This is a genomic window from Acinetobacter tjernbergiae DSM 14971 = CIP 107465, assembly GCF_000374425.1.
In the GTDB taxonomy this organism is placed as follows: domain Bacteria; phylum Pseudomonadota; class Gammaproteobacteria; order Pseudomonadales; family Moraxellaceae; genus Acinetobacter; species Acinetobacter tjernbergiae.
In genome coordinates this window covers 50,684-65,557 of the sequence record NZ_KB894373.1, presented here as the reverse complement: position 1 = coordinate 65,557, position 14,874 = coordinate 50,684, and the positions used below count along the sequence as shown (strand labels likewise).

The following is a 14,874-nucleotide window of genomic DNA, read 5'->3' as shown; positions in this document are numbered from 1 at the left end:
AATGATGCTTACCACTCATTAACTTACGCTAATGAGTGGTAAGTCGTGATTATTTTTGATGACGTAATCGTAAGGCATTACCAATTACCGATGCTGAGCTTAGGCTCATTGCTAATGCAGCAATCATAGGCGAGAGTAACCAGCCAGTAAATGGATACAGTACACCAGCAGCCAAAGGGATACCTAATCCATTATAGAGGAAAGCAAACATCAAGTTTTGTTTCATATTTTTAACAGTTGCCTCTGATAAAGAACGAGCAATTTCAATACCACGTAAGTCACCTTTTACTAATGTAACTTGGGCACTATTCATTGCTACATCAGTACCCGTGCCCATTGCGATTCCAATATCAGCTTGAGCCAAGGCTGGTGCATCATTAATTCCATCACCAGCCATAGCAACAATTCTCCCTTCTTTTTGCAATTTTGTGACCAAATCTAATTTATCAGCAGGTTTAACCTCACCATAAACCTCACTAATTCCTAACTTAGCCCCAACTGATTTTGCTGTAGTTAGCCCATCACCTGTTGCCATGATGATTCTTAAACCTGAGTCTTCCAACGATAAAAGGGCCTCTGGAGTGCTTGCTTTGATTGGATCTGAAACTGCCAGAAGACCTAGCAGTTTTCCATCGGCTGCCAAATACATAACACTGGCACCTTCAGCTCTTAATACCTCTGCTTGTGGAATAAGAGTGTTAACAGATATCCCTAATTGCTTCATCAGTGCCGTATTACCTAGAGCTAATTTTTGTCCGTTTATCTCTCCATTAACACCAATACCTGAACCTGATTCAAATGAAGTAGGTTTACTTAAAGTAAGATTTCGCTCACGGGCGGCACGTACAATTGCATTTGCTAAAGGATGCTCACTGCCCTGATCTAAACTCGCAGCTAAACGGAGGACTTCATTCTTTTCATATCCTGAAGTGGCTACTACTTTATTGAATGATGGTTGTCCTTCTGTCAAAGTTCCTGTTTTATCAATAATCAATGTATCAATTTTACGTAGATTCTCTATTGCGGCAGCGTCTCGAAAAAGTACTCCATTTGATGCACCTCGCCCTGTTGCTACCATAATTGACATTGGCGTAGCTAATCCCAAAGCACATGGGCATGCGATGATTAAAACAGCTACTGCATTGATTAATCCATAAACCCAACTAGGTTCAGGTCCGAATAGCCCCCACCCCAAAAAAGTTAGAACAGCAATACCTATAACCCCCATAACAAATCGTCCTGCAACATGATCCGCCATCCGCTGCATAGGTGCTTTTGAACGTTGAGCCTGAGCAACCATTTGCACGATTTGAGAAAGTACGGTTGATGATCCAACTTTTTCTGATCGCATCACCAATGAACCATTCATGTTCATTGTTGCACCAATGACTTGATCACCCACACGTTTTGTAACTGGCACAGGTTCACCAGTTAACATCGATTCATCTACAGAGCTTGAACCTTCTGTAATGACTCCATCAACAGGAACTTTTTCACCGGGGCGTATCCGTAATAAATCGCCTACGTGTACATGAGATAGTGGAATATCTTCTTCTATACCATCAACACTGATTTTTCTTGCTGTTTTAGGTGCTAGCCCAAGTAGGGATTTAATTGCCGCTGAAGTTTGGGAACGTGCTTTTAACTCTAGCACTTGACCTAACAATGTGAGAGAAATAATCGCTGCGGTCGCCTCAAAATACACAGCAACACGCCCCATAGATACAAATGAGTCTGGAAATACTTGAGGTACTATTGTTCCAACAAGGCTGTATATAAAAGCAGCTCCTGTACCAATTCCAATCAAGGTCCACATATTTGGACTCCGATTAAGGATTGACTGCCAACATCTCACAAAAAATGGCATTCCTGCCCACAAAACAATTGGTAAAGTCAGTACCAGTTCAATCCAGCTTTGCACCTGCATTTCGAACCAGTTCAATTGATGACCAAACATTGCTAAGAAAACTACAATAATGGTTAGCGGTAAGGTCCACCAAAATCTATGCTTAAAATTCTTGAGTTCTGGGTTTTTATCAGCGTCATCTAAGTCAGGAAGTAAAGGCTCTAACGACATACCACAGATCGGACAATTTCCCGCATGGTTCTGTCTAATTTCAGGATGCATTGGACAAGTGTATATCGTGAAGGTATTAACATGAGCAGGCTGATTAACTTCATTTGAATCCTCACCATCCCTCTTTTGTGGTTCTTTTAACGTAACTACATTCTCAACTTTAGTAATATAAAAATGAGGATCACTTTTAAACTTTATGTGGCATTTCTCACTACAAAAGTAAAAAGTTCTATTTTTAACTTCTTCATAAAACTTGGATGCTTCTGTAACTGTCATACCACAGACAGGGTCAGTAAGTCTGTTATTGAGTACTTTGTTTTCATGATGATGGTCCATAAAAGCCTCCTTCATATTTAATTTTTAAATTAATAATTTCATTAAGATGGAAATAGACTCCCTCTTATTAGTTTGTTTAGTGATCATTGTTTTCTTTAAAGCCAGTGTACCACTTGTGGTTTTTTAATTTTTAAAATGACAAAAATGTAATTTTGAAGTCATCGGGATGTTTCTCTCATCCTTTAATAATAAGCATGAGAAAGGTGATGACCAAGCAACCAATTGATGCATTTCATTCGGTCATTACTGAGCCCAAGATTAGTTTAAAGAGGATGAAGAAATGAAAATTTTCAAAAATAAAATGTCAGCTCTACGTAACACTCTCGTAGGTGCAACACTGATTGTTACTGCTTCAAGTGCATTTGCACACGTGAAACTTGAAAGTGCAATTCCTGCGATCAATGCTTCTGTAGCAAGTCAACCAAAAAACATAACACTCAATTTTGGTGAAGAAGTCATGCTAATGAACGTTAAGTTACTTGATGCCCAACGTAAGGATATCCCTTTGAACTACCAAATAACTCATGATATGAAAAAATCATTTGACGTAGCGGTTCCAAAACTAAAAAAAGGAAAATATACGGTGGTTTGGACCACAATGGGTACCGATGGCCATAACATGAATGGTGAATATAATTTCACTATTAAATCGGTAAAATAACAATAAATGCAAATAGCCAACATGCAAGCAGCTTGCTGACACGTTGGCTATAACTGTGGGAGAAAAATATGATTCCTGAGACTTGGATATACGCAACATGGTTGGTTAAAGTCATTCTATATTTAGGGATTGCATTTATTATAGGTGGTGCTTTCTGCTATTTCTTACTTGGACGTTATGTTGAAATAAAGGGAACTATTCTCAAATACATAACTATTGGTACAGGATTAGGTCTTTTTTCAAGTGTTCTCGGCTTCTTCATTCTTATAGGAAGTTTTGCCAACACTGGCCTTTCAGGTATGTGGGATAGCAACTATATAAATATACTAGTCAATACTCCTACTGGACATGTCTATATCATTCGATCAATCAGTTTTGCACTTTTACTCATATTTATGATAGTCAAACTTAGTAAAGGGACGATTGATATTTCCAAAACTGAAGGAGCAATCTTTACCATACTGCTCACACCAATCGTTTTAAGTTTTTCACAACTCGGACACGTCACGAATTTACCCTTATTCGCTCAAGCTTTGTTATCAATACATGTACTTGTAATGTCCTTATGGATGGGGTCGCTTTATCCATTATGGAAAACAAGCAAAAAAATTAATGGCTTACCACTTAAAGAACGTATGCATCTATTTGGGCAAATAGCAGCCTTTATTGTAGGAATACTCATCGCTTGTGGTCTTAGTATTGCTTTATTACTCTTTAAAGATTTTAATACTCTAATCAATACACCTTATGGGCATGGATTTATTATTAAAATATTATTTGTCCTAAGTATTTTATTGTTAGCAGCCTTTAACAAATGGTATTTCACACCTCGCTTACAAGACCCGAAATTTGCGAAACAATTGGGCTATGCCATTTTATTTGAGATGTCATTAGGTCTATCAATTCTTTTAGCCACTGGTTATATCACCACTGTAGTCGGTATTGAGTAAAAAAGGATCACGCTATGACTTCATGGATGAAGTACAATTTATTATTTCTCATATTTTTAAATACAATATCTTGGGCTGAACCTAGCACTTCAAAAACGATTCGCTCCTTAGATGATACTGAATTACGTAATATTACTGATCATAACCATGGCGATACCAAAGTTGATGAGAATAAAGATGACCATCATTCCAAAGATAAACAACTACGTAATGAGGATAGTAGACAACAAAAAGTTATAAATGGATTAATGTTACAAAAGCCTAACGTACTACCGCCCTCCAAATAAACGATACTTAAGTAATGTTTATTGATTCAATAAGTAGTTCAAATTTTTTAATAAAAAATAGTAGCAATATTACTGTTGGGGGCTTCTTAGCCCCCAACAGTATTTAATTCAGAGCTTGAACCGACTGCTGTAAGCCTTTCTGAATATCTTGAACATGAGTGAGATCATGCGTTTGCTGATGCTCTGTTTGAGATTCAACGCTGTAAAACTCCTCCACTATATCCAAACCCTCTTCACCTCCCACCTCAAAGCAGGCATTACCATAACCCTGCCGTGCCACATGATCCAAAGCCTCCTGATAGAACCCTGCTGTCTTACTTTGTTCATCCATCTGTTTGGCTGAACTAATCGCATCTTTCAGGTTTGTGCCATCACGTAAAGTCAGATCCACGTAGTAGATCGGGGTACGGTAACTTTGTGTGGTGCTTTTACCTCGCAAGGTCAATTGCAATGGCAAACAAGAAAGTAAGTCACCCGATGCTGCGTGATAGTAACGAAGTCGAGCTGCCAAAGTGCGGATGCTGTTAAAGCCTGTGGTTCTAAAGATGAAAGTACCAAACTCATCTGATTCATCTAAGTTGACGTAGAGTCTGCCATAGGGCTTGCATAATCCACCCTGTGCCAATGGACATAAATCAGGTGATGGACATGGATGTTGTTCAATGCCATTTTGACCGAGTCGCTGACAGCTTTCGCCATTGCCTGAACAGATTAAACGTCCAGTTTGGCGGTCAAATAGGCTGTACTCTGCTCTTAAGTTGAGATCGGGATCATTGAAGATCATGCGGACTGGAATGCTTCTCAGCTTTTGGTTCTGATTGGGCGCTTTGGCACGTAGTTGCTCATCCAGTGGATGTTTGACCCACCCATCTTTATTTTGGATTTGGCTGGTAATGGTAAATTGATCATCTTTTTCAGGCAGACGTTTTCCATTCTTTTCGACAATTTTGCCGATACTGATACGCCCCAACACAGGTGGGGTAATAGCTAAACCTTTAATCATGATGATGTACTCTATATAGATGTTGAAATGGCGTTTAAATTTGGATAAATAAATTTTGGGCATAAAAAATCCCATACTTGTTTGGGGTATGGGATCAGTTGGTTGGGGTGTTAGTTAAATTGAAATGGGTTACTTGGGTATCAGCCCTATCCACCATTCGGATAAATCTGAAAGCGTCGTGTTCCTGCTTTGGTTTGGGGAAATTGCTGTAGGTATTCAGGATGCTGTTTAAGCAATGATTTACTGTCTAGGCTGATTGAGTCTTGTGATTTCTTCCATGTGACTGAACCACCTGTAAATACCGCTCGCTCTGCTTCTTTCATCATCATTTGTAGTTGATGTTTCAGTTCATCAAAATACTGCTGGTGTTGTTCAACTTTATGTCGCTCCTCTAGTAACTGATTAAACAAATAATTAGCTTGTTCATTTTGGGTCAGGTCTTCTACTGTTAATGGAATCTGTTCAGGATAAAGTTGTTGCAAGGCTTTAGCTGCTGAATCCGAAGCATCTACACTGGGTGGAATACCTGTTTCGACACATTGCCAGAAATGACGTTCCGCATTAATGATGTGCTGAATCACAGTTTCATTACGAGTCACTTTATAGATTTTGGTTTCATGCCCACAGATCAAGGCACAAATATGCGCTGCCTGTTTACCTGTCACTGCCAATTGATGCTGTACCTGACACAGCACATATAAAGGCACGCCATCTCGCCATAGTTTTGCGCCATATTCCCCCACGGTTTTACATTCCAAAATTTGCACTTCTTCATTACCGACTACAGCATAATCCAAGTTCGCCAACATAAACTGTTTGTCTTCATCAGGGTGTTGCAATACTGCATTAACTCGACGGACTTTATGATTGGTGTGCATGCTGTAGTATTCAGCCACCAAAGGTTCTAGCTTTTTTCCCCAGTACAAGGGTGCGTAACCTGCACTTTCATCCTCGATGTTTTGTTGCATCCGCCCTGTCTTGATCATCCACAGTTCCAGCATCGACATATAGGGATTCAGTCCACAGGCCGTTGCTGCATCACTGCTGCCAATACCCTGTTTTCTGACCTCTAGCCATTGTTGGTAATTGAGCTGTTTGGTGTTGGCAAGTCTTTTTGCTGTAAGGGCTTTGGTCTTTCGTGGTTGCGTATTCGGTCGATCTCGTTTGGTTCGGGTTCCCACCTCAATCTGCTGAATGGATTGATTTAGATTCGGTAAATAGGGTTGTAGTGGTGGGTTATTTAGCGTGTTTTGAATTTGAGTATGACTATTCATTGCAATTATTCCTGTATCGATAAAATCGTAAAAGCTGAATTTTGGGCATAAAAAAGCCGCATGAGGGTGCGGCTAAAGGTGTTGCTGTGCTTGTACGGTGTTACTGTATGCTTAGGCTAATGGAGCTGGCTTAATTGAAACTGAATTTAGGCAATCATTCTCAATGCCTGTTCCAGACCACGCTGTTTAATGGCAGCCCCTGCACCAAACCATGCTGAATCGAGTCGATGATCGGTACTCATCGCTCGACGTTCATGGTCACAGAACTCGGTGATGCTGCACAATAATCCATAAGCGTTATCCTTGGCTGAACTCAGTTCTGCACCACGTCCATGTCCGTTAAACATGGTCATGACTTTCGACATGGCACGTCCATTTGGCTCGGTTTTATTGTCCGCTTTGGTTGGGGTGTTGATGCCTTGGTTTGGCATAGCAGCATTTCGATAGAACTGAATGATGCTTTCATCTTGTTCAGCCATAGTTAGGTTGGTATTGTTAAACACCGCATCAAAGTAGGCTGCTGCTTCCTGCTGAGTTACCTTACGCTGGCTCAGTTGTTTCATTTCATACATGTGTTCATCCCATGCACGGACTGAAATACCCAACTGTTGTTTAACTTTCTCAGCATCGAAACGAGTGCTGTGTGGGACTTTAACCACACCTGCACTGGTATTTTGTCCTTTGAGAGCAATTGCCAAAGTATTGTTACATACCACCCGGATACTGGTGAACTGTGCAGTGGTTGCTAGAGTGCCATCACAAGCCGTCGCTAGTAGAATATAGCCATTACTCACATCCTTACCCTTGAGTGCTGAAGTCTGTCCAGTCTTAGCCAGTGCCCAGAATTTCTTACCACCTTTGAGTACGCCTGCGGTTTCCAATTCAAAGCCTGATTGCTCTGTCAGGTCTTTGTAGAAGTGTAGGATTTCCATCGGTTGCACTTCCTGAAAACGTTGGCTGACTACGGATAAAGGTGCATGAGTATCTGATCGGAAAAGCACTCGTTGTTCCTCAAACGGCATAATAATGCTTTGCCCCTTTTCATTCTGTGCCATGTAACTGACATCGGAGGATTCAATCCGCCAATCCATGCCTGCCTGTTGTGCCCAGACCTCGATAGGTTGGTTTGGTGTGAGTTCATTGCCTAAGCCATGCCAAGGGGTTTGTCCAGTGAATGCCATAGTTTCAACTAAATGTGCCATAAGAATAATTCCTGTATCGATTTTGAATGGGTAAAAGGGTTCGATTTAAATTTTGCTAAATACTTAATTGCGTAAATTCGGGCTAAAGCTGCGGTCACAGTTGTTGCAGTAATACTGTCTGCGATAAGTTGGGTGTAGTGGTTGTTGCTGTTCATCTTCAGTGATCAACATCCAGATACCGCCAATCAGTACCCCAACGATTGCGCCTGCAATCGGAGGAATATTCAGACTTTTGGAAACACTGACTCCTAAAGTGGCAAGTGCCATCGGTGACATCACGCTATTGGAAATAGGGTTATTGGTTGAAATAGTGGGTAAATGTTGGGGGGATTGCATTTGTACCGTCTCTCTAGACTGGCAGTAAGGACATGGCAAACTCATTGTGGTATTTCCTGTAAATGAATAAAAAAAGCCTGCTGAGGAAGCAGGCAAAGTGATTGCGATGTAGCTAAAGCATGTATTGGTGCGGTCTCAAATGGAGAAACACCGTTCTCATCTAGATGCTATGTATTTGTATTTTTTTAGAATGCGTTTTTTATCATCAGTTTTAGGCGATTTTTGAATGATGATTAAACAGATCAATTGACCTGTTTTTTAGCAGCGATTATGATGCAAGGGCTGACCTACATTGTCAGTCGGTTTTGACAGACCGTTTCCTAAGTGCACTAAAAGATATTTTTCTTTTGGTGTGAGTTCTCGTGCTCCCTCTGCGGTAGAACGGGAGGGGGACACCTTCGGGTGTGCTGATTCTTAGGTTCAGTCTGTCAACCCTCTTTCGTTCTGCCACCATAATCAATTGACAGTGATTCGGTAGAACTTCTTAATACCTAAGGAGTCAACCATGACGCAATTTACTGTGCTTTATTCCCCTGCACTTTCTCCGCCTCTCAAGCATTTTATTCCCATTCATTTATCACACGCTTTCGCTATGTCCTGACTGATTCAAGGCATCAATTAACTGCTGCATCCATTTTGGTCAGTGGTGTTTTGTGCTGGATAAAAATCATGGAATTCATTGCACAGCTTATTTTGGTTGTCATCGTCGTGGTGGCTCTTGGACCAAGCTTTATTTTATTGCTGGGTTTTTTATGGCTGCTGGTCTATCTGGCAGGTTGGCATAAATAGGCAATCCATCACGATTTTAAAAACAACACATCACCATGAATTGGAATATCTATGAAATATCAAACGTGGTTCGGGGTCATCACTCTTGTCTTAATTAGCAATCTACTCGTCGCATGTGACAGCAAGGTCAAACGTGATTTTAAAGCAGGCTGTCAGGCAGGTGGTCTAGATCGTTCAACCTGCTCCTGTATTTACGACAAGGTTGAGGCGCACTACTCGCCTGAGTTTATGGAAAGCATGGCAGATGTCACCACTCGGGAAACCATGCAACCACCACCAGAATTTAACACGGTGATGGCGAATGCCGTACAACAATGTAAAGAATAAATCAGGAATCAAAAATGAAAAATTATTTAATTATCGGCTACATCGTTATCGCAGTGATTTGCTCAGTCTATTTCAAAAATTGTAGCAGCACCGCTCACCTGCCTTATTCCTACAATCTCGGTAAAGCAGCGGTCTGGCCTGTCACCATTTTTAGGAAATAAATAAGCATAAGGAGATTCAAGATGAAGAAACTATTTTTAGCTTTGGGGCTCAGTGTGTTGTGTGCTTCTGCCCTCGCTAAATCTAATTCTAACGCGATCACTGTAACAGTGAAGACAATTGAGGGCTTTAGCGAGTCAGGTGATGCATTTACGTTTAAAACGACTTCAGGCAAACGCTATATGGTGTATAACGCTGGTGGAGCAAACCCAATTCAGGGTGAGGAATTGATTTCCAGTTCTGCCAAATCAAAAAAGGTGATTTGCCTACGCCTGAGTGCTGAGCAAACTCAACCACGTCTGGTTGAGTCGGTCCGCTCAGGTCAATGTAAATAACGATCTCAATCATCAAAACAATAATGCAAAAACCAAATGATTGGTTGAGCCATGCGGCTCAACCAATGCAATCAATAAAGAATTTAAGAATAGGAATTGAACAATGAATCTGGCCAAGTCATTGCTGTACTCAGGCTTGCTAATCACTAGCCTCAGTGCATGCAGTCCACCCTCTAAAAAAGAAGTAGCCCCTGAACCGACGACTGCTCAAACCCATGCAACTGAAACATCCTCACCAATTACTGAAGATCCAAGTGATGATAAGTTTAAAACCACGATGGTGGATAGCTCTGAATACGACTTGAATGATCCACCTGTTGAACCGGTACAAGCAGCACCACAGGAACAATTTGAGGTACGTGTCCGTCGTGAAGAATCACAATACTCCATGACAGGCTATAGTGATTTATTAAACATCATGTCATTGAACGATGCGCCAACCACCATCACAGGGGTTTTAATCAATCGTGGTAATTGCAGAAGTAAAGGTACTTATGATTACCAAAATATGCGTTATGGTTCGGTGGCAAAAGTTTACTTAGGCTGTTCGGCTGAATATGTTCGTGAAGTGACGGTTACAACCAATAGCGGTTTGACCTATACCTATAATTTTTAGGCACTCAAAACATCAAATTCTGATGCGTTTGCTAACGTAAAATTTGATGTTATGCCCGACAAAACTGCTGACTGATTCCAGTCAGCAGTGTAGCCAATTTGATACTAAAAACGGCAATTTTGATAAGCTCAGGCTTTGAAAAGATTAGTCTTTATTTTAGAAAAATAATGCTTTTTTACGGTTAGATTATTTTTCCATATTTTGCAGTAAATCTTTATATTGCGAGCTAATTGTTGTGTTTAAGATCATATATTCTACACATTTTGTACGTTCTGAATTTCCACTCACTGGTGTATAGGCAGAACACAACAACACCTTGGTTTCTGTTTTGTTCTCTGGTTTGAGCAGTCTATCTGTCACGCTGAATTTAATATCTAGATCATATCTACTAAGAGCATTAATTTTTTTTAATCGTTCAGATATTTCTTGCAAGAATGCCAACGGCTTCATATCCGTTTTTTCTTGTTGAAGTAACAAATCAACTGTATTAAAAAACTTAGCCTTATCAGGCCTCTCCTCTGGATTTAAGTTCTCAAGTTTGGCAAATTCCCGCCTACAAATCTCATTGCGTTTATTGGCTTTTTTCTCTTTGTTTATTTCATACAACCACAATGCGACTAAATCTGTCTGCACTGAAATATTTTTTTCATAGTTATGTTCTACATTCGACCTCAAATCCAGTGTCTGTAAAATCTTACTGATTTCGTGTAATTCTTCAATCTTGATCCCCTTTTGACCATTATCAACATCGGCAACGTCATGATAAAACCAGACCCGATGTGCAATGTATTGCAGAAAAAATGTCGTCATACTATCCGCAATATTCTCAGTGGGTTCATCAATTCTTAGGTTATAGCTTAAGTAATCATACCTTAATGGCCCTTTTTTTACTTCTTTGTATTCCACAAATGAGGTTGTAAACTTTGGTGAAAAAAAGCGTAAATAATGATTGAGTGGCCTGAACATTTTTGCGATATCAATTGGATTGCTCAGTTCTGCTTGATATTCGCCGTCAGCACTATATTGATACTTTTCAATAAGTAACTGAAAATAAATGTAGTCATAAACCAGTTGATCAATAGGTAAATCAATCAACAAATCCGAAATGTAGTATTCACGTGTTGTGTCAGCAAGGAAATTTTCGATTTCAAGATGCTTACTAATCCTACTTACATTTTCTAAAAACTCAGGCTCTCTATATTTAATAATATTCACGACTTGCTCGAGCGTAAGTGCATGAGATTTTAGAATATCCTCAGATATACCTAGGGCTCCCGTTTCAAAATAATTAAAAGCATGGTCTATAAAACGATTATTTTTAAACAATGAAGATATCAGTGTTTTCTTCCGCTCTGAATCTAATTTATAACATGTATAAAATTCAAAAAAATCATTAACAAAATCATTATGCATTTCATCCCTTAACCTTTTCATATTGCTTATAAGTTTAGGGTGACTTTTATCAAGTTTTTGAATTGTAATTGATTGAACAATCAGGTTTCTGAATACGTGATGAATGATTTCCTTTGGGAATTGTATGTTTTTTGAGCTCATATTAAAAAATAGAATTACGAAATGGACTTAATTCGAATTACATTAGCACAGAATACTCTCGTAATCGGAGGGTTTTCCCATGCAAAACAATCAGCCATCACTAAAAGTTCTACGGATCAAAGAAGTTGTAGATATCACGGGTATTTCCAGATCAAGTATCTATGAGCTTCTTAACAAGAAGTCACCTCGTTATGATCCAACGTTCCCTAAATCCATCAAAATTTCAGTATCTGCCGTAGGCTGGTTTCAACACGAGCTTAATGCTTGGCTTTTATCGAAAAAAGCATAAGCACCAAGTGCTTATCTTTTCAATCACGCAGAAACAGTAATTTACCGATATTAAGGATGGGGCTTGATCTCAAGTCCCCTGATACACCGTTATTGTCTCTGATCTTTGCTGATGTAGTTTATATGATTAATATATATACCTAATATATTCAATAGGTTATTTAAATTCATTAAATATATTAGATCAATTCATCATATCTCTATTCTACACATACTATAGGTCAGATTTAGACAATTGTATTTTTTTACTAATTGGAGCTATATCTATGGAACAAGAATACCCAGATATAAAGATAATTGAATTTAGGTCTACGACAGAAGAAATGGCACTTCGACTTGAACCTCATGCTTTGATTGTAGGATCAAGTTTAGCTGAACGGGAAGAATCATCATCTAATGATGATACTGAAGAATATCTATCAGGACAGATAGATGAAGTTAATGAAGCTAATCAATTTTTATATGACTGTTACCCTGAAACAGATGATCATGAAGAATTCTCAAAACATCATACAATCAGCTTATTTAAGAAGAAACCATGGAATCCTGCAATGAGCGTTTGCAGTCATGCGATTCGCTTATGTCACGAAGTAAATCTACAGAAAGCTACCTACCTATATCAAAAAGATAAGCCTAAATCAGGAAGCTTATTCAATGATCAATGGATGCTTATATATCCTCCAATACTGGAACTAATCCGAAACTTTCTAGTTAATTCAAAACAAATAAAGTCACCGATAGCATATCGATGTGAGCAATATGATGCTGTATTGGCGGCTTTTAATAAGGTATTGAGACCATATCAAGATTGTATTTATGACTTAATTGCATATCCATATGACCAATTGAATGAAATTGATGCCAATGGTGTACCTACAGGTCAGAAAATCTCTGTCGCGATGCTCATTAATTTCTTTATTAAAACGCTATTTGAATATTTACGCTCTCCAAAATATGTACAGCGTGTGAATGATCGTCGAAAGGTAGCGAGGCGGCGTGAAAAAAAAGTACTCCAATATATCAATAAACTTCGTAAACATTACTCACGTTTAATTGGTGTACGTGTTGACTTGTATCTACCCGACGACAAGAAAAATTTTACGCCTAAAGAAATCGTGAGTAATTTCCATACTTTAATGCAGAAACTGCGTCGTAGAGAGTCTGTACATTTAGCAGGCTACGTCACGAAGCTGGAATATGGCGTAGATCAGGCCTTACACATCCACTGTTTTTTCTTTTTCAATGGTAGTCATCACCGTGAAGACATTAGCTTAGGTCGGATGATTGGCGAGATGTGGGATCAACAAATTGATGGGAATCATAGCTATTTTAACTGTAATACCAGCAAGAATCGTAAGAAGTACAAATACGATGCCTTGGGTGTGATCAGCCGTGATGATCAAGCCAAATACGACAATATTGCAAAAGTTATTCACTACTTTGCCAAGTTTGAACAGTACGTATTACATAGCAACTTAGAACGAGTCAAAACACTCAACACTGGCATCTTGCCTCATCACCGTAAAGAAATAGGTCGCCCAAACCTAACTCAACATTATTAATCCATTTAACCGAATTACAGAGTATTCCCAAATGAACCAAGTTTTTGTACAAAATACACAACCTAATTTTTTTAACATGGTACAAACACCACCCCATGTATATCCGAATGGAAGTGTTGGCTTTCCTACAAATGGCACAATGGTCAGACCTATTTATGGAGATCCAATGTTTAATCAAATCGCATTCGGTTTGATCAATGCTACGAAACTGTTAGAACAAGATAAAATTAAGGTGCTTCCTAAAGCTACGCCAACTATACCTTATCCGCAGATGAATCAATTATGTGTTTGGATTCTAGATCAAGTAAAAAATTTTGCTCATTTTATCGACCTTTTTCAAGGCTTTGAAGCTCACCCTCACTTAAAAGTCTTTCATCAGTTTGCAGTTCAAAATATTGGTTTGGTGACTTCCCCCCAACCCATTCCTATCACTATATTTCAAAATAACTTCAATCGTTTTCGTGGTGAACTATACGTTGCCAAAGCTAAGCTTCACGCCAATAAATATGAAGCGCAAGTGCAAAAACTTCGTAATGAACAAAAAACTGTTTTCCGACGTGTAATGCAAACACAAGACCAAGCTAATTGTATTTTCCTAGAGCTACCTTTGATTGCACAAACTGATCCACCTCATTATGAGACTCAGGAAGATGCGGAGAAAATATCTGTAAAAGTGTTAAAGCAATACTTCCAGTGGTTACATAAAGCTGGGCAACTCACAGAGAAACTTTATGATATTCAATGGCGCATCGTCAAAGGTCTTGATCAAGGGCTAACTGCACAGGCATTTGTTTACATCATTGGGAATGAAGAAAACTATATGCCCTTACTCAAAGAACAATGGGAATGGGTCTGCCATGATTATCAACTTCAAGGTATTTTTCCAGAGCCTAAGCACACCCATTGCTACGATGGACAAGGTATCGTCCAAAAAGCATGGTTACAACTTATCGAACGAGTCCATGAGCCACTTGGTTTTTATCGCTATAAAGGCAATGGTATTACTTATGCATGGAAAACCTACACAGGTAATGTATAGTAAATAAAGCTAAAAATAGATATAAAAAAATAGCCTTAAGTTAAGGCTATTTTTATTTTTCACAGATTGTAACTTTGAT

The 14,874-nt window shown here is 39.1% G+C and carries 15 protein-coding genes; 9 read left to right on the top strand and 6 right to left on the bottom strand.

The window, feature by feature from the left end; translation table 11 throughout:
- Positions 1-49 precede the first annotated feature (49 nt).
- On the bottom strand, positions 50-2,413 hold the full coding sequence (locus C502_RS0114695) for a heavy metal translocating P-type ATPase (RefSeq protein WP_004722339.1): 2,364 nt from the start codon (positions 2,411-2,413) through the stop codon (positions 50-52).
- Positions 2,414-2,693: 280 nt separating this feature from the next.
- On the opposite strand from C502_RS0114695, the gene C502_RS0114690 reads away from it, so the two are divergent.
- From C502_RS0114690 to C502_RS0114680, 3 genes are all read left to right on the top strand, one after another.
- On the top strand, positions 2,694-3,074 hold the full coding sequence (locus C502_RS0114690; RefSeq protein WP_005198558.1) for a copper resistance CopC family protein: 381 nt from the start codon (positions 2,694-2,696) through the stop codon (positions 3,072-3,074).
- Between the two features lie 68 nt (positions 3,075-3,142).
- On the top strand, positions 3,143-4,024 hold the full coding sequence (locus C502_RS0114685; protein ID WP_004722341.1) for a copper resistance D family protein: 882 nt from the start codon (positions 3,143-3,145) through the stop codon (positions 4,022-4,024).
- Between the two features lie 14 nt (positions 4,025-4,038).
- Positions 4,039-4,311 (top strand): hypothetical protein, encoded by a 273-nt coding sequence (locus C502_RS0114680; RefSeq protein WP_005159403.1) that lies wholly within the window; start codon positions 4,039-4,041, stop codon positions 4,309-4,311.
- A gap of 103 nt (positions 4,312-4,414) precedes the next feature.
- Here the strand turns inward: C502_RS0114680 and C502_RS0114675 are convergent, their stop codons facing one another.
- The 4 genes from C502_RS0114675 to C502_RS0114660 all read right to left on the bottom strand — a co-directional run bounded on the left by C502_RS0114675 (position 4,415) and on the right by C502_RS0114660 (position 8,171).
- Positions 4,415-5,314 (bottom strand): recombination directionality factor, encoded by a 900-nt coding sequence (locus C502_RS0114675; protein ID WP_004801544.1) that lies wholly within the window; start codon positions 5,312-5,314, stop codon positions 4,415-4,417.
- 146 nt (positions 5,315-5,460) lie between these two features.
- On the bottom strand, positions 5,461-6,588 hold the full coding sequence (locus tag C502_RS0114670) for a YqaJ viral recombinase family nuclease (RefSeq protein ID WP_018679567.1): 1,128 nt from the start codon (positions 6,586-6,588) through the stop codon (positions 5,461-5,463).
- Between the two features lie 146 nt (positions 6,589-6,734).
- Positions 6,735-7,790, bottom strand: coding sequence for a DUF932 domain-containing protein (locus tag C502_RS0114665; RefSeq protein ID WP_018679566.1), 1,056 nt, complete (start codon positions 7,788-7,790; stop codon positions 6,735-6,737).
- Between the two features lie 63 nt (positions 7,791-7,853).
- Entirely contained in the window at positions 7,854-8,171 is a 318-nt protein-coding gene (locus tag C502_RS0114660; RefSeq protein WP_023274813.1) for a hypothetical protein, read from the bottom strand.
- 795 nt (positions 8,172-8,966) lie between these two features.
- Between C502_RS0114660 and C502_RS0114650 the strand changes: the two genes are divergently transcribed.
- The 3 genes from C502_RS0114650 (at position 8,967) to C502_RS0114640 (ending at position 10,352) form a co-directional block, all read left to right on the top strand.
- Positions 8,967-9,242, top strand: a complete 276-nt coding sequence (locus C502_RS0114650; protein WP_018679563.1) for a hypothetical protein — start codon at positions 8,967-8,969, stop codon at positions 9,240-9,242.
- 182 nt (positions 9,243-9,424) lie between these two features.
- Positions 9,425-9,736, top strand: coding sequence for a hypothetical protein (locus C502_RS0114645; RefSeq protein WP_018679562.1), 312 nt, complete (start codon positions 9,425-9,427; stop codon positions 9,734-9,736).
- A gap of 103 nt (positions 9,737-9,839) precedes the next feature.
- Positions 9,840-10,352 (top strand): hypothetical protein, encoded by a 513-nt coding sequence (locus C502_RS0114640; protein ID WP_018679561.1) that lies wholly within the window; start codon positions 9,840-9,842, stop codon positions 10,350-10,352.
- A 186-nt stretch (positions 10,353-10,538) separates the two neighbouring features.
- On the opposite strand, the gene C502_RS0114635 is transcribed toward C502_RS0114640, so the two are convergent.
- The gene (locus C502_RS0114635) at positions 10,539-11,765 is read right to left on the bottom strand and encodes a hypothetical protein (protein ID WP_004912979.1); all 1,227 of its coding nucleotides are present in this window, start codon (positions 11,763-11,765) and stop codon (positions 10,539-10,541) included.
- Between the two features lie 220 nt (positions 11,766-11,985).
- Between C502_RS0114635 and C502_RS0114630 the strand changes: the two genes are divergently transcribed.
- The 3 genes from C502_RS0114630 to C502_RS0114620 all read left to right on the top strand — a co-directional run bounded on the left by C502_RS0114630 (position 11,986) and on the right by C502_RS0114620 (position 14,795).
- On the top strand, positions 11,986-12,195 hold the full coding sequence (locus tag C502_RS0114630) for a helix-turn-helix transcriptional regulator (RefSeq protein ID WP_018679559.1): 210 nt from the start codon (positions 11,986-11,988) through the stop codon (positions 12,193-12,195).
- 265 nt (positions 12,196-12,460) lie between these two features.
- Positions 12,461-13,756, top strand: coding sequence for a YagK/YfjJ domain-containing protein (locus C502_RS0114625; protein WP_018679558.1), 1,296 nt, complete (start codon positions 12,461-12,463; stop codon positions 13,754-13,756).
- A 31-nt stretch (positions 13,757-13,787) separates the two neighbouring features.
- Entirely contained in the window at positions 13,788-14,795 is a 1,008-nt protein-coding gene (locus C502_RS0114620; RefSeq protein WP_018679557.1) for a hypothetical protein, read from the top strand.
- Positions 14,796-14,874: the final 79 nt, after the last annotated feature.